Origin of the sequence: Wenyingzhuangia heitensis, assembly GCF_011762155.1 — a bacterium.
GTDB classification, from domain to species: domain Bacteria; phylum Bacteroidota; class Bacteroidia; order Flavobacteriales; family Flavobacteriaceae; genus Wenyingzhuangia; species Wenyingzhuangia heitensis.
The window spans coordinates 37749-61861 of sequence record NZ_JAASQL010000004.1; the positions used below are offsets into that span (position 1 = coordinate 37749).

A 24113-nucleotide genomic window follows, 5' to 3' on the forward strand; every position below is an offset into this window, starting at 1 on the left:
ATCACTTTGTTGATAAGTCTATTTGTTAAATGAAAATTTTTAAAATTTTGTTTCAGTTTTATGTGTTTAGCAACTTGCATGTGTCTATTGCTGTTTGTTGTTTGGTACAAATTACCGGAACCCTTTTTAAGGTTGATGTGTTTTATGAATCTCTTTTATTAGCTTTTTCTACGTTTGTTGCGTATCATTTAATTAGATATTTAAATAGGTTTAAATATGGAAAAGTTCATCTTTTAGATCGTTTTAGCAATCAATACAAAAGGGCTATTGTTGTAATGAATGTTGTTGCTTTTTTGGGATCTATAATTCTTTTTTTTCAATTTAAATTTTTAGAATTATTAAGATTGATTCCCTTTGGGGTTGTGACTTTATTTTATGCTTTTAGTTTTTTAAATATACATGGAGAACGTTATTCTTTGAGGTATATTCCCGGATTAAAAATTTTTATTATTGCATTTGTGTGGGCTGGGGTAGTGGTGTTTTTTATGTTAGATTTTAGTAAGCAAACCTTTCTTTATTTTTTAGAGTTGATGTTTTTTGTAGTTGCTTTAACACTTCCTTTTGATATAAGAGATTATAATTTTGACATTGATAAAATAAAAACATTGCCTATTGTATTGGGAGTGAAAAACACCAAATTTTTAGGGAGTATTTTACTGTTTGTGTCTACAGCGTTGCATTTTTATAATTTTGGTTATCATGGGTTTTGGGAATTTACATGTGTTAATATAGTATTGCTAATAATGTTGTTGTTCTCTAGAACAAAACAATCTACCTATTATGCTTCTTTTTGGATAGAAGGAGTACCTATTTTATATTATTTAATTGTGATATATACATAAAAAAAACCTCTACAAGCTGTAGAGGTTTTTTTATAAGAATTTGATCTGTGTATTATTTTATAAAGTTTAAAACAGCATCAAGATCTACAGTATTCCATGTCTTGCTTATACCATCTTCACCAGTATGCAATACTTCACAAGCTTTGTGTAAAGATGCTAAAGCTTTTTCTGCATGCCATTCATTAATATTAATAGATGCTTTTAAATAAGCAGTATTGTTTTGTAGGTTTAATGTAAATGGCAAATCGTGAGTTTCGTCATTCATTGTTAAAGAGATAATACCATTTGTACCGGTAACACTAGTAACTTTACCCGATAACAATTCTGTATGATCCATTATTCCAAAAAATAGGGATTTTAGTTTAGCATCTCTCACACCATTATTACTAAAAATACTACTTACAGGAATTGAAAATTCTACACCTGTTAAAGCTTCGTTTAACGTAGCTGCTTTTTTGTTGTTAGTTACATTGGTTGTTTGAAACTGACCTTTAACTCCAGTTTTGTTTGTGAATTTATATCCAACCCAGTTTACAATTACCGTTTCTGCATCTAATTGATATGTAGGAGTACTACTTGTTGTGGTTTCTTTTTTCTCTTTTTGTTTACAGGCTGTAAGGGAAACAACAGCTAATAAAATAAGTGCTATTTTTTTCATGTTGATATGATTTATTTAATGGTTATATTATTGTGTTTTTCTACAAGTCTAATGTATTTTATTTGAGCTTGTTTAGGCGAAATACCTTTTAATTGCATCCATGCATTAAATTTAAAAGAATCTATAAGGTCTTTTTTTTCTTGATGTGCATTGAAACTAAAAAAATGATCACCTTTGGTAGCTTGTTTAAAATAAGCATAAAACTCTAACATAATATCGGGTGGTAACGGATCCATTTTCAAAGCAATTTTTACAGCTTTGTCAAAACGTTCTCTCAATAAAGCATCTTTACTCATAGTACGATATTGGGTATTATAAAGAGGCGATAATATCTTCAGCTCCTTTTACTTTTTGATTTAAAGATACATTAATTTTAGCATCTAACGGAAGGAATAAATCTACTCTAGAACCAAATTTAATAAATCCAGCATCTGTTCCTTGTAACACTTCTTGTCCTTCTTCAGCGTAGTTTACAATTCTTTTGGCAAGTGCTCCGGCAATTTGTCTGTATAGTACTTCTCCAAAAGTTTTATTTTCTACCACAATAGTAGTTCTCTCATTTTCTTCTGATGCTTTTGGATGCCAAGCTACTAAATATTTACCAGGATGGTATTTGCTGTATTTTATCAATCCACTTAAACCATATCTTGTTACATGCACATTTAAAGGACTCATAAATATAGATACTTGTAATCTTTTGTCTTTAAAATATTCAGGTTCAAAAACTTCTTCTATTACAACTACTTTACCATCTACAGGAGCTACTACGTGATTGTCTGAAACTTTGGTATGTCTTTTAGGGTTTCTAAAAAACTGTAAAATAATATACACAAAAAATAGTGCTACTGCATATATAATGTATTGTAACCAAGCTAAATCTTTTAATAAAAAGTAGGTTAAATCAGTAGCTATTAAAGCTAAAATAATTGTTGCGGTTATAATTAATTTTCCTTCTTTGTGAAACATGGTTTATGAAATTAGTTGTAAATAAAAATAAATAAATGGTGATGCAAATAAAAGACTGTCAAAACGATCTAAGACTCCACCGTGACCTGGAATTAAATTTCCACTGTCTTTAATGTTGGCTGCTCTTTTAAACATAGACTCTACCAAATCACCCAATCCACCAAAAATACTAATTACAATACTTAGTCCCAACCATTCTGACAAAGAATATTGAGTAAAATACTGAGCCAATACTGTTGCTGTAATTAATGTAAATATCAATCCACCTAAAGAACCTTCTATGGTTTTGTTAGGAGATATTTTTTGATAAAGTTTGTGTTTACCAATAGCTTTTCCTGTTAAATAAGCAAAAGTATCTGTAGACCATATTAGAATTATACAACCTAAAAAAGTAGATCCTTGATAAGTGTTTGTTTCATTGCAAAAGGGAATTGCTAAAATAATGGTAAACGGAATAATAGCATATAAAAAGGTTAGAAATATAATTCCTAAATCTGTAAATGGGTTGTTTTGTTGTTTTTTAAAAAGTAAAATTAAAAATGCAAAAAATAATAAAACATAGATAAAGGTTGCATTTGTAATGTCGTTAGAAAACAAGTTGTTTATTGGAAAGTAATTTTTTAAAATTTTAAGACCCCCTGTAGAAAGCAAAAAAGTAAAAGTTCCTAAAACATAAAAGAAAGGAGTTTTGTAATTGCTCAATTTTTGAAATTCAAAAATAGCGACAATCATAAAAAAGAAAAAAAGTAAGTAGAAAGATATACTACTATACAATGTTGCTCCTATAAGTATGGCAACAAAAACAATTCCTGAACAAGCTCTTTGCAGCATAATTATAGATCTTCTACTAAAATTAGATATAAATTCTTAGAATTAGAAACCCCATAGCTTAAAAAATTGTCTTTTTTAGTATCTAAAATATAGTTTCTAATGTCACAAATATTGGTTGGAATTTTGTTTTTACAGTTAGATTTAATTCCTGTTAAACCTTCTCCCATGTTTTTTACTATTTGGCTAGTGTTTGCCAAAACAATAAAGTTACTGTCTAGTTCACCCAGCTTCATTTCTCCAATTTGATTAGAGGATAACATTATATTACCCGAATCGGCAACCAAATGTTCACAGGTAGAAAAGAAAGGATATTCTTTGTTAGATACTGCTACATTAGTATCGGTTATCATACAAACTTCTTTAAGCTCGTTGTTTATACAAGAAACACTCTTCCAGTTGTTTTCTAACAATATTCTTTTAAATGTTTGTAAAGCCTCTTCTTGAGAAACACAGTATAAAAACTTACCTCCTTTGTTAATAAAGTTATTAACAAACAAATCATCTAAAGATAAAATAACGGGTTGTTCGTTAATTTTTTTCTCTTTAGATGATGGTTTGGTATTTGAAGTTTTAAAAAATTTACTAAATAAACTCATTAAATAATGTACCTCAATTTTAACTTTTCACTTCAGAAGTCTCTTCCTCAGTTTCTTGTTCTTTTAATTTTTTTTCTAGCTTTTCACTTTCGCTTAAAAAAGCTCTTTCACCAAAAATTTTGACTAAGTCATCCTTAAAAATAACTTCTTTTTCTAACAAACGATCTGCCAATGCAGTTAACTTGTCTTTGTTTTCTGTTAATATAGTAATGGCTCGTTGGTATTGAGCTTCTATTAGATTGCTAATTTCTTCGTCAATTAACTTTGCTGTAGTTTCACTATAAGGTTTGGTAAACCCGTATTCTTGTCCACTAGAATCGTAATAGGTTAAGTTTCCAACTTTTTCACTTAAACCATATATACTTACCATGGCTCTAGCTTGTTTGGTTACTTTTTCTAAATCGCTTAAAGCTCCTGTAGATATTTTATTGAAAATAATTTTTTCTGCTGCTCTACCTGCTAAGGTTGCACACATTTCATCTAACATTTGCTCCGTTTGTACAATCATTCTTTCTTCTGGCAAGTACCAAGCGGCTCCTAAAGATTGTCCTCTAGGTACAATAGTAACTTTAACCAAAGGAGCTGCATGTTCTAACATCCAACTTGCGGTTGCATGTCCCGCCTCGTGATAAGCAATTGTTTTCTTTTCTTTAGCAGAAATGATTTTGTTTTTCTTTTCTAAACCTCCAACAATTCTATCAACAGAATCTAAAAAGTCTTGATTGTCTATAGATTCTTTTCCTTTTCTAGCAGCCATTAAAGCAGCTTCGTTACAAAGGTTCGCAATATCAGCTCCAGAAAAACCTGGTGTCTGTTGTGCTAAGAAATCTACATTTAAATCGGTACCCAGTTTTAAAGGTTTTAAGTGTACATTAAAAATGGCAGATCTTTCGTTTAAATCTGGTAGGTCAACATAAATTTGTCTATCAAATCTACCAGCACGCATTAGAGCTTTGTCTAATACATCAGCTCTGTTGGTTGCTGCAATAACAATAACGTTTACATCTGTACCAAAACCATCCATTTCTGTTAGTAATTGGTTAAGCGTGTTTTCACGTTCATCATTACCACCTGTCATGTTGCTTTTTCCTCTGGCTCTACCAATGGCATCAATTTCATCAATAAAAATAATAGAAGGAGATTTTTGAGCTGCTTGTTTAAACAAGTCTCTTACTCTAGAAGCTCCTACACCTACAAACATTTCTACAAAGTCTGAACCTGATAAAGAGAAAAAAGGAACACCTGCTTCCCCAGCAACAGCTTTTGCCAATAAGGTCTTTCCTGTTCCAGGAGGTCCTACTAGCAATGCCCCTTTAGGTATTTTACCACCAAGGTTTGTGTATTTTTCAGGATTCTTTAAAAAGTCTACAATTTCTTGTACTTCTTCTTTGGCACCTACCAGTCCTGCAACATCTTTAAAAGAAACTTTTACTTTTTGTTTCTCGTCAAATAACTTGGCTTTAGATTTACCAATGTTAAAAATTTGACCTCCAGCACCACCTCCGCTAGCACCACCAGACATTCTTCGCATCATAAAGATCCAAATACCTAGAATTACTATAAAAGGTAAAAATCCAATTAAAGAATCAAATAAATCTGTTCTGTTGTCAAATTTAAGATCAATAGTTAAATTATACTTTTCTTTATTTTTGTTGATAAGATTCTCAAAGTTTTCTAAACTACCAAAGTTATACGTTAATACAGGTTTGGTTGGAGCCCAAGGCAAAATATTGTCTTGATTTTTATCTTTATAGGTTTCTTGTGCTTCTTTAGTTAAGTGAATTTCTGCATAATCTTTATTAACAATAGAAATGTTTTCAATATTGTTAGATCTTAACAGTTCTTCAAATTTATTTTTAGAAATATCAGTACTAGTTGTAGTATTTCCAAAAAGATTAAAAGATAATATTACAGCTATTATTGCTGCATAAATCCAATAGGAATTGAATTTAGGTTTGGGTTGGTTATTTTCTTTACTCATTTTAATAGCGTGCTTTTTAAGATTCAGAAGAAATTTTAGTGATTTTAGCATCACCCCATAATCCTTCAATATCGTAAAGTTCTCTTACTGGTTTTTGAAAAACATGAACGATTACATGTACATAATCCATTAAAACCCAGTTAGCTTGGCTTTCTCCTTCAACATGAAATGGTTTTTCTTGAGCTTCTTTTCCAACTATTTTTTGAATGGAACCAGAAATAGCACTTACGTGGGTGTTAGAGGTTCCTGTGCAGACTACAAAATAGTCGCATATAGTATTGTCAATTTCTCTTAAATCTATTAATTGAATATCTTGACCTTTTAACTCGTCAATTGCTTTAATAACTGTAGAAATTAACTGATCGGTACTTACGTGTTTTTTAGACATTAAAAAATCTTTAGTTTTGTAGCAAAGTTATCGTTTTTTAAGTGATTACTTATACTAATGTAATTATAATTTATTTGTGAATATAATCAAACTTAATGCCATCGACTCAACAAGTCTTTTTTTGAAAGATTTGTCAAAAAAAGGAATCTTAGAAAATTTTACAACTGTTGTGGCTGAATCTCAACTTGAAGGTAAAGGGCAAATGAATACACACTGGCATTCTGCCAAGGGTAAGAATTTATTGTTTACTGTTTATGTAGCGTTAACAGGTTTACCCATAGCACTTTCTCCTTATGTTAGCTTTTTAGTTGCCTTAAAAATAAGAGAAGTTTTAGATGGATTTTTGGCAGACAAAACAAAAATACAGATAAAATGGCCTAACGACATAATGTCATACAATCAGAAGATTACAGGGATTTTGGTTGAGAATAAAATAAAACAAGAAAAGGTTTTTGGAACTTTTATAGGGATTGGGATAAATGTAAATCAACTAGTTTTTCCAGATTTTTTACCAAATGCAACCTCTATGTCTATTATTAGTGGTGTGAATTACAATAAAGATTTGCTTCTTACCACTATCATAAATGAATTTAAAAAAGTATTAACTGTTGGTTATATTCTAGAGAATAAAGAAATAATCAAAAAAGATTACTTGTCTTATTTGTATAAAATAAACATTCCGTCTATGTTTAGAGACAAAGCAGGAAATGTGTTTATGGCAAAAGTAATTAACGTTTCTGATGAAGGTTTGCTAATTGTAGAAAAACAAGATGAGTTAGCGTATTCTTATGCAGTTAAAGAAATAAGTTTTCTTTAAATATTTTTAAGGTTGTCACTCAATGCATTTATAAAATTGGTTAACGGTTTTTTTACCATCATAGCCATCATTGGATTGAATTTTCCATCAAACAAAAGTTGAGCTTTTGATTTGGTATCATCAATAGTATTTAAAAGTATGGTTAAACTAAAGTCTAACTTGCTAGATGCAGCTCCTAAAACTATTTTATGGGTAGGTGTTTGTTCTTTTAGAACTAATCTTATTTCTGGCATTCCAGATAATGCAAATAGAAAAGAGTCTCCATCTACTTCAAATTTTTCAATATTGCTAGGCATTAGCTGCTCAAAGTTTTTTAAATCTGTTAAAAAATTATATATATTTTCTGTAGATTTTTGAATGCTAATAACGGGAGTTTCTAATTTCATAAGAGTCGTTTTTTATGGAATACAAATATAGAAAATAGGAATAAAAAAAAGCATCTTAAAATTTTTAAGATGCTTTTGTGTGTTTTAGTCTTCTTCGTTAGTCCATTTGTCTGGAGCTTTTCTCCAAGCTTGAACCAACGCAAGTTCTTTAGCTGTAATGTAATTGTCTTTAACAGCTTGTTCTAATAGTATTTTATAATTACTTAATGTAGTTAAGCTAATGTTGGCTTCTTTAAAATTTTCATCAGCAATAGGAAATCCATAGGTAAATATAGCCATCATTCCTTTAACGTTTACATCGGCTTCTTTTAAAGCTTCAACAGCTAGTAAACTACTTTTACCTGTGCTAATTAAATCTTCTACCACTACTACGTTAGAACCTTTTTCTAAATAACCTTCAATTTGGTTTTTTCTACCATGTTTTTTAGGTTCTGGTCTTACGTATACAAACGGAATTCCAAGTTCTTGAGCTACCAAAACTCCAATGGCAATTGCTCCTGTGGCAACACCAGCAATTACATCGGGCTTTCCGTAGTTTTCTTCTATGGCTTTTGCCATGTTGGTTTTTAAGAAATTTCTGATTACTGGATAAGAAAGTGTAATTCTGTTATCGCAATAAATAGGAGATTTCCAACCAGAAGCCCATGTGAAAGGATCGTTAGGTTGTAATTTAATTGCTTTTATTTTTAAAAGCTGTTCTGCGGTATTATTTGCTGTATCTTTGTTAAAAATCATAGTGCAAATGTATAAAGTTTTTATCAATGAAGTTCCAGTTTTTTTTACAGAAATCAACACTAGTCTAACTAGTTTTAAATCTGTTTTATATCAGGAACTTGATTGTCAGTTTCTTTTTCATGAGATTTCTAAAAATCCCGAGGTAAAAATAAATGTTATTTGTGACAATTTGGAAAATGATTGGCTCAATTTTCTATTAAATTTTCAAGTTCGAGAAGCAGCAGGGGGTGTGGTTAAAAATAAAGCCAAAGATTTACTTTGGATTTATAGATTTGACAAATGGGATTTACCTAAAGGACACATAGAAAAAGGAGAATCTAAAAACGTTGCTGCTATTAGGGAAGTTGAAGAAGAATGCAATGTAAGTGGCTTGGTAATTGATAAAGAATTACAAACTACGTATCACGTTTTTGAGCACAAAGGAAACAAAGTAATGAAGGTTACTTATTGGTTTTTAATGCATACAACTATAGAAAGTCAAACTTTAGTGCCACAAACAGAAGAAGGAATTACAGCTGTTTGTTTTAAAAATAGCAATGATTCTTTAAAATGCTTGTCTAATACGTACGGAAACATCAAACTATTGATGGAAGAAATATTGTAAAGAACTTAAAATAGACTCGTCTTAGTCTCAAATTATATTTTATGAAATTAACAATTCATTTATTTAAATTACTATTATTTTTTTCAATAATAACAAGTACCGCTCAGGTATTTAATCCCGTTACTTGGACTACTTCTGTAGAACAAAACAAAGAAGGGGAAACAGTATTGGTATCTACAGCAACTATAGAAGAGGGATGGCATTTATACAGTCAATTTGTAGAAGATGGAGGTCCTATACCTACCACGTTTTACTATTCTGGTGAAGTTAAGCTGATAGAGAAAACACTAGAAGGAGAAGGAGAGGTTGTAGAAGATCCTACTTTTGGAATGCAATTAAAGTATTTTGGACATAAGGCTGTTTTTAAGCAAGTTGTGGAATTAAAAGAAGAGTTGTCTACTTTAAAAGCTTCGGTTGAGTATATGGTTTGTAATGATGAAATGTGTTTGCCTCCTAAGGAAGTAGATTTGATTTATAATTTGTCTGCAATTAAAAAAGTTGCAACAATAGTAACTTCGTCTAATGTAGAAAGTGAATCAACAACAAATGAAGAAAAACAAGGATACGGAATGTTGTTTTTGTTAAGTTTTCTGGCTGGATTAACCGCTTTAATCACCCCATGTGTGTTTCCTATGATTCCGATGACCGTAAGTTTTTTTACCAAACAAAGTAAAAGTAGAGCGTTGGGAATTAGAAATGCAATTATATATGGTATTTGCATTGTTTTAATTTACGTATTGTTAGGAACTATTGTAGTTACCGTTTTTGGTCCTAGTGCTTTAAACGAATTGTCTACAAGCGTTGCTTTTAATGTTGTGTTTTTTGTAATTCTATTGTTTTTTGCATTTTCTTTTTTAGGAGCTTATGAATTGGTTTTGCCAAGTTCTTGGGGAACCAAATTAGATGAAAAAGCAGATAGAGGTGGTTTGGTAGGAATCTTTTTTATGGCTATGGCTTTGGCAGTAGTATCTTTTTCTTGTACGGGGCCTATTGTGGGTACGGCTTTGGTGCAATCAGCATCACAAGGAGGAATTGCTCCTATTATATCTATGCTAGGTTTTTCCTTAGCTATTGCATTGCCGTTTACATTGTTTGCTGTTTTTCCAGGATGGATGAATTCATTACCAAAATCTGGAGGATGGTTAAACACTGTAAAAGTGGTTTTAGGATTTTTAGAGTTGGCATTGGCATTTAAATTTTTATCAAATGCAGATTTGGTGTTGCAAGCACATTGGCTAGAAAGAGAAGTTTTTATCGCTATTTGGATTGTTGTGTTTTTAATGCTAGGATTGTATTTATTAGGTAAAATAAGATTGCCACATGATTATGAGCCTTTGGAAAAAATATCGGTAACTAGATTGGTATTAGCAATGGTTAGTTTTATGTTTGTAGCCTACATGATTCCTGGTTTATTTGGTGCTCCCGTTAAAATTATTGGTGCATTTGTACCTCCTTTAGAATATAGTGAATCTCCTAACGGATTGGGGGTTGTACAAGCTGTTAGTAATGCAGCAGATAAAGACTTACCAAAAGGTGCTCATATAATGGCTCCTTATCATATTTTAACTTTTAAAGATTACGATTTAGGATTGGCTTACGCTAAAAAAGTAAACAAACCTGTTTTGTTAGATTTTACGGGGTACGCTTGTGTAAATTGTAGAAAAATGGAACAAAATGTTTGGACAGACAAAGAGGTGTTAAATATTCTTCAGAATAAAGTGGTCTTAATTTCTTTACATGTAGATGATCGACAATCTTTTAACGAGCAAGAAATTTCTCCATTAACAGGAAAACCATATAGATACAAAGGTCAAAAATGGGCTCACTTTCAAGAACAGCGATACAAAACCAATGCACAACCTTATTACGTAGTGTTAGATGCTAATGGAAATGATGTATCTAAACCTGTTGGATACACCCCCAATGTTACTAAATATTTAAATTGGTTAAAAAAAGGAATAGAAAAAACACACTAATTAAGTATTTCGTAAAATAGAATTAACGATGAAAAATTAATAGTATTCTAGTTTTGTATTTATGATAAATAAGTACAAACAGTACAGGTTTCAGCTTTTGTTACCTTTTGTGATTATACTATTGGGATCGGTTTTCTTTTTTACGTATCCAAAAGGAGAGGTGGTTTTGTTATTAAACAAACTCCACAATCCTACATTCAACTTTATTTTCAGAAAATTAAGTAGTATAGGGAACGCTTTAAGTGTTTTTTTCTTTTTGTTGATTGTAGTCCGATTTAAATTTAAATACTTGTACTTTTTTATTTTGGCCTTTGCGATAGAGTCTTTCATTATTATTATATGTAAACATTTAATTTTTGATGGAACTTTTAGACCTTATTTATTTTTTAAAGAACTAGGTTTACTAGATGCAATAGATTTTGTACAGGGTGTAAAAATTAGAAAAACAGATTCTTTTCCTTCTGGACATACCGCTTATTCTTTTTTTATAGCTACGTTTTTTGTGTTAAAACTAAACAATCTTAAAAGTTCTGTAGTTATATTTTTGTTGGCCACATTAATTGGGGTCTCTAGAATGTATTTAGTACAACATTTTTTTGCAGATGTTTTTACTGGAGCAGTTGTAGGTGTTTTAGCTACTTATACAGCTTTTATATTGGTTTTTAAAACCCAGAAGAGTTGGTATAATTATCGATTAACCATTAATACAAACAAGGAATCATTGGTAGTTTTAACAAACGAGTAATTGTATGAATTTATTAGAGTCTAAGTACACTTGGTTGTGGGTGTTTTTGTTTGCGTTTGTTTTTTGTTTGTTTGGCAATTGGAGTTCTATAATATACATATTAGACGAAGCAAAAAATAGTGAAGCAGCAAGAGAAATGTTGGTGTTTGGTAATTTGTTTCAACCTACTTTTAATAGAGAAATAAGAACAGACAAACCACCGTTCCATTATTTTTGTATGATAATTGGATACAAGTTATTTGGTGTAAATGCTTTTGGTGCTCGATTTTTTTCTGCCTTATTTGGTGCTCTTACCATTTTAAGTACTTATGTTTTTACTAAAAAACATTTAGGAAGTCAGGTTGCTAAAATAACTTTAGGAGTTTTGTTTTCTTCGTTTTATTTTATTCAAGAATTTCATTTAGCTGTTCCAGATCCTTATTTAATTTTTTGGATGAGTTTGGCTTTTTTCTGTTATATAGAATTTTACATAACGCAAAATAAAAAGATTCTTTTATTATTATATACAGCTATTGGTTTTGGAACTTTAACCAAAGGTCCTATAGCTATGGTAATGCCTGGTTTAGTAGCCTTTGTTCATTTGATATTGTATAAAAAATTAAACATTAATATTTTAGTAAGACTTAAGGTGTTTGAAGGGGTTTTGTGGGTGGCATTAATTAGTATTCCGTGGTTTTACTTTGCGCATATATATACTGATGGTGTTTTTACGGATGGTTTTTTCTTTAAACACAACCTAGGTCGTTTTAAAGGAAAAATGGAAGGCCATGGAGGGATGTTTTTAGTAACTATTGGTTTTGTTGTTTTAGGAATGTTTCCCTTTTGTTTATGGATTTTTAGAGCATTAATAAGTGGAGTTAAGCAAAAAACAAGAAATATTTTTGTGTTTTATAGTGCTTTAGTAGTTATTGTTTTTGTGTCCTTTTTTGCAGTGTCGGCAACAAAACTACCTAACTATACCATGCCTTGTTATCCGTTTATAGCTATATTATTAGGTTGGTGGTTGTGTAATGTATACAATTATCAAATAACAGTAAAAGGAAGACATGTTGAGTGGATAATTTTAATGTTTATCGCTTTAGTTTTGCCAATAGGAGGATACATTGGTTTGTCTTTAGATGCAAGCTTAAGTGCTAAAAAATGGTTGGCAATTGTTTTGGGCTTTGTGCCTATAGGAGTTGGTTTTGCTTATTCTTGTTTTTTAAAAGATCTACTAAAAAAAAGCTTTCTATTTTTAGTAGCTACATTTATGTTGTTAAGTATGGTTTTATTTGGGTTGATTTTTCCAGTATTGACAAAAGAAACTCCTGTTGAAAAATACAAAGAGCTTGTAGAAACAGAAGTGCCTGTTGTTGTATACAAAAGAATGGATGCTGCTTTTCCTATTAATTTTAATAGAACTTATAAAGTGGTTAATTCTATAGAAGATGTTCAGTTGTTTTTTAAACAACATCCTAATGGAGTAGTAATGACCAATACAAGAAATAAAAAAGAAATAAATCAATTAAGTATCTTTAAAGAATTATTTTCGCAAAAAAGTTTGTTCGAAAACCATACAACTAGAGTTTTTGGAAAATAAACAAACTTAAAGATTCTTATTCGTTATGATTTTATCAAAAAAAGATAGCTACCTGCTTTATGGTTTTTTGTTGTTAGTATATGTGTGTGGCTTGTTTATTCCTATTATGGAAAACGATTCTGCTCAACACGCAACAATGGCAATGAGAATGTATCTTGAAAATGACTTTTTACATATTTATAAAGGAGCAAATGATTATTTAGATAAACCACATATGCATTTTTGGTTGTCTGCTATTTCTTTTAAAATTTTTGGAATCCATGCGTGGTCTTATCGTTTACCAGCTTTAATTTTTACGTTTATAGGTGCTTTTTACAGTAATAAATTAGCGGTTCATTTTTATGGTAAAAAAATAAATCACATTGCGGCTTTGGTGTTTTTATCAGTACAAGCAGTTATTTTAGCCAATCACGATGTTAGAACGGATGCTGTTTTAACGGGGGCTATTGCTTTGGCCATTTATAATTTTGTAAAGTATTTAGATAGCTCTAAATTATCTAATTTAATTTTAGGTTTTTTGGGGCTGGCTATTGGTTTCTCTAGTAAAGGGCAGTTGGCTGTTTTTATTTGTGGAGTGTTTTTGTTTGTACATATAGTGTATGCTAATAAATGGAAGCAGGTTTTTTCTTGGAAAGTATTGGTGGGACTTACAGCTTATGTATTGTTTATCAGTCCTGTTTTATATGCTTATTATGTTCAGTTTGATTTGCATCCAGAAAAAGTTTTTAATGGATTTAATAATATTTCTGGAATCCGATTTATTTTGTGGGATCAGAGTTTTAATAGATTAACAGGTACAGGTTTTAAGAACAATAGCCCAGATTACTTCTTTTTCTTTCATACGATTTTGTGGGCATTTTTACCTTGGCCAATTATTATGTATGCAGGTATGTTTAGTCACCTAAAAAAAGCTATTAGCCACAGGTTTAAAAAAATAGAAGGTTTTGAATTGATGAGTTCTTTGGGAACGTTATTGGTTTTGTTAGTTATAAGTACTTCTAAATTTAAATTGCCTCATTATTTAAATAGTTTATTTTCTATAATGGCTGTTTTGGTGGTTGGTTACTTATGGACTTTACATAAAAACAAAAAAATTAAACTATTAAGTCGTTGGGCAAATTTTCAAATAGGTTTGTTTGTATTTTTAAGTGTTTTTGTTTTGTGTTTGTCTTTTTGGGCATTTACACTTTCTAGTTGGTTAATTATAATAGGAATTGTTGTGATTGTTACTTTATTGATTGTTTTTCTAAAAACAGTGAAAGAAGCTCCTTATAGAAAACTAATAGTGTCATCAGTTGGTTTAATGGTGTTGATTAATTTTACGTTAAACACACAATTTTATCCTAATTTGTTACAATATCAATCTGGAATCACCGCTAGTAAAATCATCAAAAAAAATAAAATTGATCCAGAACATTTGTATTTAAGAGATGGAATAGAAGCTTGGTCTGTTAGTTTTTATGCACATAAAAATTTAAAAAGAGTAAAAGTGGCTAATATTCCAAATCAACTTAAAAAAGGAGAGTGGGTGTATTTAGAAGAAGCCTCTTTTTTAAAAACCAAAGAAGCAGGAGTTGTATGGTCTAAAATATATCCGTTAGAACATTATAGAATTACCAGATTAAAATTAAAGTTTTTAAATCCGTCTACAAGACCAGAAACATTAACAAAAAGGTATTTGGTGCAGAGATAAAGTAAAAAATCAAAAATATTATTTAGCAAACAACTTATTTTAGTTTTAAGGATTATGAGTAAGTTTGTCAAATCGAAATAAAAGTAAAATGAGCAAAACAAGTTTATTATCTATTGTAGTTCCTGTTTATAATGAGGAAGGAAATGTTACTTTGTTAACAGACAATATAGATAAAGGTTTAGAGGGGTACAATTACGAAATTATTTATATTGATGATTGTTCTACAGACAATACTCGTAAAGAAGTAAAAGAATTAAATCACCCGAAAGTGATTTTAGTAGAGCTTAGAAAAAATTACGGACAAAGTTCTGCCATTGCTGCAGGAATAGATATTGCCAAAGGGGAATATATTATTACTATGGATGGAGATTTACAAAACGATCCATCGGATTTACCTGCAATGTTAGATAAGTTGATTGAAGAAGACTTGGATATGATTACGGGGATTCGTCAGAAAAGAAAAGATAATTTTGTAAGAACTTTACCATCTAAAATAGCAAACTTTATCATTAGAAAAACAACCGGATTGCATATTACAGATCATGGTTGTGCAATTAAAATATTTACAGCAGAAACGGCAAAAGGATTAAAGTTATACGGAGAAATGCATCGATTTATTTCTTTGGTAACTTTTATGAACGGAGCAAGAATTTCTGAAATGCCTGTAAAACATCACGCTCGTCAGTTTGGAGTTTCTAAATACGGATTGGGAAGAACTTTTAAAGTAATTAACGATTTACTATTAATTTTGTTTCAGCGTAAATACATGCAAAAACCTATTTATTTGTTTGGGAATATAGGATTGGTATTTGCAGGAGCAGGAATGTTAATTAACTTTTACCTATTAATTATAAAGCTAATGGGAGAAGACATTTGGGGAAGACCTTTGTTAATTTTGGGAGTGATGTTAGTTGTTATGGGAATTCAGTTTTTTACTGTAGGTATTATTATAGATTTGTTGATGAAAACCTATTATGAGTCTCAAGACAAACGACCATATAACTTAAGAAAAGTAACTACTTTTGAAAAAAAATAATTATAAAAAAATAGCAGGAACTGCATTAAAAATAGGAGTGAGTGCGCTCCTGTTTTATTTTGTAGTTACTAAAATTTCTTTTACAGAGGTACTGCGTATTATTAAAAACAGCAATCTTGTTTTAATAATTGCAAGTGGTTTGTTTTTAGTTATATCTCAATGGATTTCTTCTATCCGTTTAAATACTTTTTTTCATTCTTTAGGTTATTATTTGTCAGCCAAAAGCAATCATATATTGTATGCTATAGGAATGTTTTATAATTTTTTTATTCCTGGTGGAATTGGTGGAGATGCCTACAAAGTATTTAAGCTTCATAAGAAGTTTGATTGGAGCGTTAAAAAATTATCAGCCGCTATTTTTGTAGATCGGTTTTCTGGTCTAACAGCTATAGGAATGTTATTAGTTGTTTTAGCAATTCCTTTTGTGCAATCTTTAGGATGGATTTCATCAAACGTAATTTTATATAGTTTAGGAGTTTTGTTGTTTTTGTTGGTTCCTTTATTATCTTTGGTATTGGTGCAAAAATTATTTCCATCTTTTAAAAAAGTATATTTTAAAACTTTAGGATATTCGTTATTAGTACAATGTTTACAGTTGCTATCTGTATATTGTTTGGTGGTTAATTTTGGAGTAAGTTCAGACTTAGTTTCTTATTTATTAGTGTTTTTAATATCTGTAATATTATCAATTGTTTCTTTTGCGGGAATAGGAGTAAGAGAATTTGTGTTTTATCAGGCAGCAGATTTGTTACACTATAATAAAGATATATCTGTTGCTATAGGATTACTTTTTACTTTTTTAACCGCAATTTTGTCATTAATAGGAGTGTTTTTTCAACTAAAAAAGGCAGAATTATCACAACAAGAAAAAAATAGCTAACTAGCTGTTTTTGTGTATTCTTACTTAAAAATTATTTGTATATTTGCAATCCTTTTTAGCGAGCTAGGTTTAGAAAAGGATTGAAAAAAATATAAAAATAACATCTTTAGTTGTTGTTACTCGCTTTTTAAAACTGATTATCAGCTAGATACAAATTATTTTAGACACATGTCTGAAGAAAACACAAACGCAGTAGAAGCTCAAGAGCAAGAAACTGTACAAGTAGATCCAAAACAATTTTTAGCAGATTTTAACTGGCACAAATACGAAGAAGGTATTGATGAGGTTGATGAAGCACAATTAAAAGAGTTTGATGCTGCTTTAGAAGGAACTGTAGGTTTCGTAAATGAGCGTGATGTAATTGAAGGAACAGTAGTTCGTATTACAGATCGTGATGCGATCATCGACATTAACTCTAAATCAGAAGGAGTTATTTCTTTAAACGAATTCCGTTACAATCCTAACTTAGCTGTTGGAGATAAAGTAGAGGTTTTAGTTGATAGAAGAGAAGATCACTCAGGACAATTAGTATTGTCTCACAAAAAAGCAAGAGTAATCAAAGCTTGGGATAGAGTTATTGCTGCTCAAGAGTCTGGTGAAGTAGTTAACGGTTACGTTAAATGTAGAACTAGAGGAGGTATGATTGTTGATGTTTTTGGAATTGAAGCATTCTTACCAGGATCTCAAATTGACGTAAAGCCAATTAGAGATTACGATCAGTACGTAGACAAAACAATGGAATTCAAAGTTGTGAAAATCAACCACGAATTTAAAAACGTTGTTGTATCTCACAAAGCTCTTATCGAGGCTGATATCGAAGTTCAGAAGAGAGAAATCATTTCTGGATTAGAAAAAGGTCAAGTATTAGAAGGTATAGTTAAAAACGTTACTTCTTACGGTGTATTCGTAGATTTAGGAGGAGTTGACGGATTAATTCACATTACTGACTTATCTTGGTCTAGAATCAATCACCCATCTGAGGTAGTTGAATTAGATCAAAAATTAAACGTTGTAATCTTAGACTTTGATGACAAGAAAACTAGAATCCAATTAGGATTAAAGCAATTGTCTCAACACCCTTGGGATGCTTTAAGCGCTGACTTAAATGTTGGAGATAAAGTTAAAGGTAAGGTTGTTGTTTTAGCTGACTACGGTGCATTCATCGAAGTTGCTGAAGGAGTTGAAGGATTAATTCACGTTTCTGAAATGTCTTGGTCTACTCATTTACGTTCTGCACAAGATTTCGTAAAAGTAGGTGATGAGGTTGATGCGCAAATCTTAACTTTAGATAGAGAAGATCGTAAAATGTCATTAGGTATTAAGCAATTACACCCAGATCCATGGGCAGATATTACTGCTAAATATCCTGTAGGTTCTACTCACAATGGAGTTGTACGTAACTACACTAACTTTGGTGTGTTTGTTGAATTAGAAGAAGGAATTGACGGATTGGTATACATTTCTGATTTATCTTGGACTAAGAAAATTAAGCACCCATCTGACTTTGTTGCTGTAGGTGATAAATTAGATGTTCAAGTATTAGAATTAGATACTGAAAACAGAAAGTTAAACTTAGGACACAAACAAACTCAAGATAACCCTTGGGATGCTCACGAAGCTACTTATGCTTTAAATACTGATCATGAAGGAACAGTAAAAGAAAAGACTGACAAAGGAGCTGTAGTTGATTTTGCAGATGGTGTTGAAGCATTTGTACCAGGTCGTTTATTAGAAAAAGAAGACGGTTCTAAAATTAACAAAGGAGATACTGCAATTTTTAAAGTAATTGAGTTCTCTAAAGAATTTAGAAGAATTGTTGCTTCTCACACAGCTACTTTTAAAGAAGCTGAAGCTAAGAACATTAAAGCTCAAGCTAAAAAAGTTGAATCTTCTGAAAAATCTACTTTCGGAGATATCGCTGGTTTAGCAGACTTAAAGAAAAAAATGGAAGGGAAATAATAGTTCTTTCTTTTTAAATACTAAAAGCTGATTTGATCATTCAAATCAGCTTTTTTTATGGATCATATTTGTATATTTACAAGACTTATTTTTACTAACCAAACTAAATAAAAATACAATGATATTAATTGCTGATGGTGGTTCTACCAAAGTAGATTGGATTGCTCTTAATCAAGATAAGTCTGAAAGGTTTAAAACTCGTACAGAAGGATTAAACCCAGCGATTGTAGCTCCCCAAACTCTTAAAAAAAGAGTGTTAGATAATATTAATTTAGAGCCCACTAGAGAAGAGGTAACACAAGTGTTTTTTTATGGAGCAGGTTGTGGAACTTCTAAAGCTATTGAAACTTTAGAGAAAGTATTTCAAGAGATTTTTGTAAAAGCAGATATCATTGTTGCCGAAGATATGTTGGCAGCAGCCTATGCGGCATCAGAGACTGAACCAGCTATTGTATGTATTTTAGGAACTGGTTCTAATAGCTGTTATTACGATGGTAAAACAACTACGTCTACCAGTGTTTCTTTAGGTTGGGCAATTATGGATGAAGCTAGTGGAAACTATTTTGGAAAAAAATTGATAAGAGATTATTATTACAAAATAATGCCGCAAGAGATTAGAGAAAAATTTGAAAAAGATTTTAATCTAGAAGATGATTATATAAAAGAACAATTGTATCAAAATGAAGCTCCTAATACTTATTTAGCAACACATGCTGCTTTTATGTTCGATTTTAAAGAGCATGATTATATTACAGGATTGATAGAAAAAGGGGTTGATGAATTTTTCCGTTACCGAGTTTTACCATATGGAAAAGGAAAAGAAACTCCCATTTATTTTATTGGATCTGTAGCCTATTACTTTTCTAACATTGTAGAGAAAGTAGCTACCAAATTTGATTTAAATTTTGCAGGAGCTATACAAAGACCTATTGATAATATGATTGCTTACCACAAAAAGTATCTAATTAAATAAACAGTATAAAATGTACTAAAAAGGAACCCAATTGGGTTCCTTTTTTTTTGTTATCTTCTATAGCTGTTGCTGTTTTTTCTGTAGGAACTAGAGTTGCTAGATTCCTTCTTTTTAGAATTTCTTTCTTTATATGAATTATCCTTTTTAGAATTTTGTTTTTTTAATTCTTTTTTACTGTAAGACTTTGTTTTATTTCTAGTTGTGTTTGGGTAATATCTATTTGGATATTTTTTTATGGGAGTTCTGTTGTATGAATACTGTTTTCTTATATTGTTGTTAGGAGCTTTATAAGAATGATGATGTCTTGTTGGTCTTTGATAATGCCTGCTTCTAGGCTGATAATGATAGTTGATCCTGTTAACATATCCTGTATAAGAATAATTACGACCATAATTGGTATAGCTAATGTTTAAATTACCAATAGCCTGTACATATCCAGACCTATTGTATCTAATAATTACATTTCCAATTCTATCAACTCTACCATTGTAGTCATAATAAATAGGAGTATTTTCTATGCTCACAATATCTCCATATTGGTTTCTTTGAATATAAGGAGTGTAATTTCTACCAGAATTAAAACTTATATTTATAAAATTAGTGTTGATGTGAGCTCTAGATATTTTTGGGTTGATGATATTAAAATCAAATTCTCCGTTTCTAAATACAGCATATTCTACACCATTTTCTATAAAAATAAAAGGAGTATTGTTATAAGAATTATTTGTAGTTGCAGATGCTATTGTTGTAATTAAAAAACAAGAAGCAAGAAATAAGAATATTTTTTTCATGATCTACTATTTTAAATGGAACATTGCCTCTTTATTTCAAGCGACTTAACATGGGTTAGAATCCAAAGAGCATGCCATAAATATTTAGTAGAGAGTTTTAAAAGGTTAACTATCTGTTTTTAATAGGTTTTGCGTATAAAAAAAGGCTTAAAGAAATATTTCTTTAAGCCTTTTTTTGAAGTGATTTATTTTATAAAACATCTAAAATTCTTTCTAAAGCCATTCCTCTAGATCCTTTAATTAAGAGTGTACTGTTTGTAAAAGTAAAGTTGAAATTATTTTTTAGTTCATCATAAGAAGAAAAGAAATAAGCTCCATCTTGTTTTTGTTTGTAAAAGTTTTCTCCAACAAAAATGGCCTCTGTAAATTTGCTGTTTACTACTTTCTGAATAATGTTTTTATGTTCACTAGCGCTTGTGTTACCTAGTTCAAACATATCACCTAAAATAACAACTTTAGAAATATCGCTTAAGGAGTTTAGGTTGTCTAAGGCAGCTTCCATGCTTGTTGGGTTTGCATTGTAAGCATCTAAAATTATTTGATTGCTATTTTTTTGTAGAATTTGTGAACGATTGTTTTCTGGAATATAACCTTCTATTGCTTTTTTAATGTTTTCATCGTCAATGTTAAAATGATTTCCAATAGCAATAGCCGCAATAATATTATTGTAATTGTATTTGCCAATAAGATTACTTTGGATGACTTGGTTGTTATATGCCAATTGTACATATGGAGTTAATTCTAGCAAAGGGGTTTCGTGTGGATTGATAAAAATACATTCGCAATATTCAGCTTCGTCTACCATTCTTTGCGCTTCTTGGTTCACAAAAGCAATTCCTTCTGCATTGGCAATGTAGTTGTACATTTCAGACTTTCCTTGAATAATGCCTTCTTCAGATCCAAAACCCTCTAAATGGGCTTTTCCAAAGTTGGTAATGTATCCAAAATTAGGAGAAGCTATAAAACACAAATGTTGAATTTCTTTTAAGTGATTAGCTCCCATCTCTACCACTCCAATTTCAGTTTCAGGGGTCATGCTTAATAAGGTAATTGGAACACCAATATGATTGTTTAAATTACCTACTGTTGCGCTTACTTTGTACTGAGTTGCTAATATTTCTCTAACTAATTCTTTAGTGGTAGTTTTTCCATTACTACCTGTTAAAGCTATAATAGGAATTGCTAAATATTCTCTATGGTAATGCGCTAATTGTTGTAGTTTTTCTAGAACATTGGGTACTAAAATGGTTCTATTGTCTATGTAGAATTCCTCTTCATCAATAATTACATAGGCAGCTCCTTGTTCTAAAGCTTGTTTTGTAAATGTATTGGCATTAAAACGATCTCCTTTTAATGCAAAAAAGAGGGCTCCTTTGGTAATTTTTCTAGTATCGGTAGTAAAATTTTGTTTTTGATTTAAAAACAATTCATGTAGTTCTAAAGTTTTCATAGATACTATAATAAGGTCATTAAAGAAGAAATGTAAATTCCGGCAGTTTCTGTTCTTAGTCTGTTATCTCCAAGAGTTACAGGAATAAAGTCTGATTGTATTGCTTTGTTTATTTCGTTAGGAGTAAAATCTCCTTCGGGGCCTACTAGAACCAAAATATCATTTGTGGGTTTGGCAATGTCTTGTAGGTATTGTTTGTTGTTTTCGTCTTCGCAATGTGCTATAAATTTTTGAGTCGAATTTTGTGTTTTTAGAAAATCATCAAAAGAGATAGCTTCATTTAAAACCGGTACATAAAATTGCAAAGATTGTTTAACGGCAGACTGTATAATTTTATTCATACGATCTAACTTGATCACTTTTCGTTCTGAATTTTTACAGATAATAGGAGTAATTTCATCAATTCCAATTTCTACGGCTTTTTCTAAAAACCACTCATACCGATCGTTTAATTTGGTAGGAGCAATGGCAATGTGTAAATGAAAAGGTCTATTTTTTTCTTTATACTCAACAGATTTTATTGCAACGGTACATTTTTTTTCGTTTGCTAAATTAATTTCGGTAGTAAAAAAAGAACCTTTACCATTGGTAATATAAACGGTATCTCCTTCTTTTTTTCTAAGTACTTTTATCAAATGTCTACTTTCATCTTTATCAAAAGTAAAAGTAGTATCTGTATTTTGTATGTGTTCGCTAATAGATAATATCATTAGATTAATAACTTAAAATTACGTCGTCCATTTCTTTTTTCTTCACCTTACGTTTTTTTCTTCGTTTGCGTTCTTTTTCTTTTTTCTTATTTTCTTTTTCTTCGCGTTTTAATCTAGCCTCTTCTTCTTTTCTGTCTTTTTCTTCTTGTTTTCTGATGGCTTCATCTTGTTGCCTAAAATATTCGTCTAGAATTTCGTCTTTGGTTTTGTTTTTTTCCTCTATAAGAATTTCATCAACAAACTCTTCTTCTTTTTTCTCTACTTTTTTACGGATGGTTGGTTGCGGTTCCTCTTCTTCGGGCAGATCTATATATTCCCATCTGTCATAATGATTGTCTATTCTGTAAGAAGCATTAATTCCAAATTCAGAGCCCAATGTGTTTTTACCTAGAGCTGCATTCATGTGTACAGCTACGGATAAATCTTTATTTACTAAAAAAGGAGTTCCTATTCCTACGTTAAAAAAGTTAAAATCATTTACTTGGTGGTATCTAACCTCTGCGTAGGGGTTGAATCTTTTTGCCATTACATAAGAAGAAGATAAGGTGTAAATAAACTCAGGAAAATCTCCACCAATATATTTGTAATCAAGCTGATTATTAACTCTAACTCTTTTGTTTATATGATTTTGAGCAATAATACTAGTAGAAAAAGTAGTTCTTCCTCCGTTGTTAAAGTTTAAATTGGTTAAAGGAGAGTTTATTTCAAACTTAGCTGCTACACTAGGAATTAATCCATTGTATTTGAAACCATATCTACGTTTCCAGCTTTTTTTAACCTCTGCACTTTCTTTAGTAATGTGTTGATAGATTAAATATTTTAATCCTACAGATAACATTTCTGTACCTGTAATATTTCTATTTGTGCCTGTAAAATTTTGAGTAGTAAATTTATGATCTAAAGAAGCTTCTAGTTTTTCTTTCCAAAAACCAATTCTTAAATTAAAATCATTACTAAAAGAATTACTTTTTATATTTTGACTGTCTAAAGTGTTATATAATATAGTGTTCTCAAACTGAATTACATTGGTTCCTAATGCGTATGGGGTTTCTGTATGCCCTGGTTTATTAGAGTTTATAATGTTTGTGTACTGTGCGTAATTTGTTGCCGTAAAAAGAATAAAACAAAAAAAGCTTAAAAGGAATCTGTTCATGTGTACAAAAAATTATAGCTGTAAATATAATATTTTATACTCGGGTGGTCGGGTTCGTTTTCAAATTATTATTTTTGGGGGACAAAAGATTTTTTAATGCAAGAAGCAAGTTTTATGGGATTGATTAGAACCCTAGTAATTATAATAGCAATATACTATGTGCTAAAGTTTTTTATGAAGTATATTGCCCCGGTTTTATTGGTGAAATATGTTCAGAAAAAGACAGGACAACAGTATACAGAAGAGCCAAAAACCAAAGAAGGAACCACTACAATTGATAAAAAGCCACAAGAAAAGAATATTGTAGGAGACAATGTTGGAGAATATGTGGATTATGAAGAAGTAGATTAACTCCCAAATTTTA

General features: G+C 30.6%; 25 protein-coding genes. 12 read left to right on the forward strand and 13 right to left on the reverse strand.

The annotated features are described in order from the left end of the window. Nucleotides 1–29 precede the first annotated feature (29 nt). Nucleotides 30–842 carry a UbiA prenyltransferase family protein gene (locus FHR24_RS12275; protein ID WP_167189209.1) on the forward strand — a complete coding sequence of 271 codons (813 nt, stop codon included), beginning with the start codon at nt 30–32 and terminating at the stop codon, nt 840–842. Nucleotides 843–894: 52 nt separating this feature from the next. Here FHR24_RS12275 and FHR24_RS12280 read toward each other — a convergent pair whose 3' ends face one another. The 7 genes from FHR24_RS12280 to rsfS are packed head-to-tail and all read right to left on the reverse strand — an operon-like array spanning nt 895 to nt 6262. Further along, on the reverse strand, nt 895–1500 hold the full coding sequence (locus FHR24_RS12280) for a YceI family protein (RefSeq protein ID WP_167189212.1): 606 nt from the start codon (nt 1498–1500) through the stop codon (nt 895–897). Between the two features lie 11 nt (nt 1501–1511). Further along, nucleotides 1512–1796, reverse strand: a complete 285-nt coding sequence (locus FHR24_RS12285; protein ID WP_167189215.1) for an acyl-CoA-binding protein — start codon at nt 1794–1796, stop codon at nt 1512–1514. A 16-nt stretch (nt 1797–1812) separates the two neighbouring features. Continuing rightward, nucleotides 1813–2466 (reverse strand): phosphatidylserine decarboxylase family protein, encoded by a 654-nt coding sequence (locus FHR24_RS12290; protein WP_167189218.1) that lies wholly within the window; start codon nt 2464–2466, stop codon nt 1813–1815. Nucleotides 2467–2469: 3 nt separating this feature from the next. Beyond that, nucleotides 2470–3297, reverse strand: a complete 828-nt coding sequence (locus tag FHR24_RS12295; RefSeq protein WP_167189221.1) for a phosphatidate cytidylyltransferase — start codon at nt 3295–3297, stop codon at nt 2470–2472. Between the two features lie 2 nt (nt 3298–3299). Continuing rightward, nucleotides 3300–3893: a hypothetical protein gene (locus FHR24_RS12300; protein WP_167189224.1), complete on the reverse strand. Its 594-nt coding sequence runs from the start codon at nt 3891–3893 to the stop codon at nt 3300–3302. Nucleotides 3894–3912: 19 nt separating this feature from the next. After that, nucleotides 3913–5874 (reverse strand): ATP-dependent zinc metalloprotease FtsH, encoded by a 1962-nt coding sequence (ftsH, locus tag FHR24_RS12305; protein ID WP_167189227.1) that lies wholly within the window; start codon nt 5872–5874, stop codon nt 3913–3915. Between the two features lie 16 nt (nt 5875–5890). Next, nucleotides 5891–6262 carry a ribosome silencing factor gene (gene rsfS / locus FHR24_RS12310; protein WP_167189230.1) on the reverse strand — a complete coding sequence of 124 codons (372 nt, stop codon included), beginning with the start codon at nt 6260–6262 and terminating at the stop codon, nt 5891–5893. Between the two features lie 76 nt (nt 6263–6338). Here rsfS and FHR24_RS12315 point away from each other — a divergent pair, with 76 nt between their 5' ends. Continuing rightward, nucleotides 6339–7079, forward strand: coding sequence for a biotin--[acetyl-CoA-carboxylase] ligase (locus FHR24_RS12315; protein WP_317166205.1), 741 nt, complete (start codon nt 6339–6341; stop codon nt 7077–7079). On the opposite strand, the gene FHR24_RS12320 is transcribed toward FHR24_RS12315, so the two are convergent. Together FHR24_RS12320 and pyrE are read right to left on the reverse strand one after the other, a co-directional pair. Continuing rightward, the gene (locus FHR24_RS12320) at nt 7076–7465 is read right to left on the reverse strand and encodes an SRPBCC family protein (RefSeq protein WP_167189236.1); all 390 of its coding nucleotides are present in this window, start codon (nt 7463–7465) and stop codon (nt 7076–7078) included. The two genes, FHR24_RS12315 and FHR24_RS12320, sit on opposite strands and share 4 nt — an antisense overlap. Before the next feature lie 84 nt (nt 7466–7549). Then, nucleotides 7550–8200, reverse strand: coding sequence for an orotate phosphoribosyltransferase (pyrE, locus tag FHR24_RS12325; RefSeq protein ID WP_167189239.1), 651 nt, complete (start codon nt 8198–8200; stop codon nt 7550–7552). Between the two features lie 7 nt (nt 8201–8207). On the opposite strand from pyrE, the gene FHR24_RS12330 reads away from it, so the two are divergent. From FHR24_RS12330 to FHR24_RS12370, 9 genes are all read left to right on the forward strand, one after another. Beyond that, on the forward strand, nt 8208–8804 hold the full coding sequence (locus tag FHR24_RS12330; RefSeq protein ID WP_167189242.1) for an NUDIX hydrolase: 597 nt from the start codon (nt 8208–8210) through the stop codon (nt 8802–8804). A gap of 41 nt (nt 8805–8845) precedes the next feature. Then, on the forward strand, nt 8846–10780 hold the full coding sequence (locus FHR24_RS12335; RefSeq protein ID WP_167189245.1) for a protein-disulfide reductase DsbD family protein: 1935 nt from the start codon (nt 8846–8848) through the stop codon (nt 10778–10780). Nucleotides 10781–10841: 61 nt separating this feature from the next. After that, a complete protein-coding gene (locus FHR24_RS12340) occupies nt 10842–11525 on the forward strand; it encodes a phosphatase PAP2 family protein (RefSeq protein ID WP_167189248.1) in 684 nt (227 codons plus the stop codon). A gap of 4 nt (nt 11526–11529) precedes the next feature. After that, on the forward strand, nt 11530–13104 hold the full coding sequence (locus FHR24_RS12345) for an ArnT family glycosyltransferase (protein ID WP_167189251.1): 1575 nt from the start codon (nt 11530–11532) through the stop codon (nt 13102–13104). A gap of 25 nt (nt 13105–13129) precedes the next feature. Beyond that, nucleotides 13130–14797, forward strand: coding sequence for an ArnT family glycosyltransferase (locus tag FHR24_RS12350; RefSeq protein WP_167189254.1), 1668 nt, complete (start codon nt 13130–13132; stop codon nt 14795–14797). Nucleotides 14798–14885: 88 nt separating this feature from the next. After that, nucleotides 14886–15833: a glycosyltransferase family 2 protein gene (locus tag FHR24_RS12355; protein ID WP_167189257.1), complete on the forward strand. Its 948-nt coding sequence runs from the start codon at nt 14886–14888 to the stop codon at nt 15831–15833. After that, the gene (locus FHR24_RS12360; RefSeq protein ID WP_167189259.1) at nt 15820–16713 is read left to right on the forward strand and encodes a lysylphosphatidylglycerol synthase transmembrane domain-containing protein; all 894 of its coding nucleotides are present in this window, start codon (nt 15820–15822) and stop codon (nt 16711–16713) included. Before FHR24_RS12355 ends, FHR24_RS12360 begins: the two co-directional genes overlap by 14 nt. A 168-nt stretch (nt 16714–16881) precedes the next feature. After that, complete coding sequence (gene rpsA, locus FHR24_RS12365; protein WP_167189262.1) at nt 16882–18672, forward strand: 30S ribosomal protein S1; 1791 nt, start codon at nt 16882–16884, stop codon at nt 18670–18672. 118 nt (nt 18673–18790) lie between these two features. Then, nucleotides 18791–19645, forward strand: a complete 855-nt coding sequence (locus FHR24_RS12370; protein ID WP_167189265.1) for an N-acetylglucosamine kinase — start codon at nt 18791–18793, stop codon at nt 19643–19645. Nucleotides 19646–19695: 50 nt separating this feature from the next. On the opposite strand, the gene FHR24_RS12375 is transcribed toward FHR24_RS12370, so the two are convergent. The 4 genes from FHR24_RS12375 to FHR24_RS12390 all read right to left on the reverse strand — a co-directional run bounded on the left by FHR24_RS12375 (nt 19696) and on the right by FHR24_RS12390 (nt 23749). Continuing rightward, a complete protein-coding gene (locus tag FHR24_RS12375) occupies nt 19696–20436 on the reverse strand; it encodes a hypothetical protein (protein ID WP_167189268.1) in 741 nt (246 codons plus the stop codon). Between the two features lie 190 nt (nt 20437–20626). After that, entirely contained in the window at nt 20627–21886 is a 1260-nt protein-coding gene (locus tag FHR24_RS12380; RefSeq protein WP_167189271.1) for a UDP-N-acetylmuramoyl-tripeptide--D-alanyl-D-alanine ligase, read from the reverse strand. A 5-nt stretch (nt 21887–21891) separates the two neighbouring features. After that, entirely contained in the window at nt 21892–22596 is a 705-nt protein-coding gene (locus tag FHR24_RS12385) for a 16S rRNA (uracil(1498)-N(3))-methyltransferase (protein ID WP_167189274.1), read from the reverse strand. 4 nt (nt 22597–22600) lie between these two features. Then, a complete protein-coding gene (locus tag FHR24_RS12390) occupies nt 22601–23749 on the reverse strand; it encodes a transporter (RefSeq protein ID WP_167189277.1) in 1149 nt (382 codons plus the stop codon). Between the two features lie 174 nt (nt 23750–23923). Between FHR24_RS12390 and FHR24_RS12395 the strand changes: the two genes are divergently transcribed. After that, the gene (locus FHR24_RS12395; RefSeq protein ID WP_243846552.1) at nt 23924–24100 is read left to right on the forward strand and encodes a DUF4834 family protein; all 177 of its coding nucleotides are present in this window, start codon (nt 23924–23926) and stop codon (nt 24098–24100) included. Nucleotides 24101–24113: the final 13 nt, after the last annotated feature.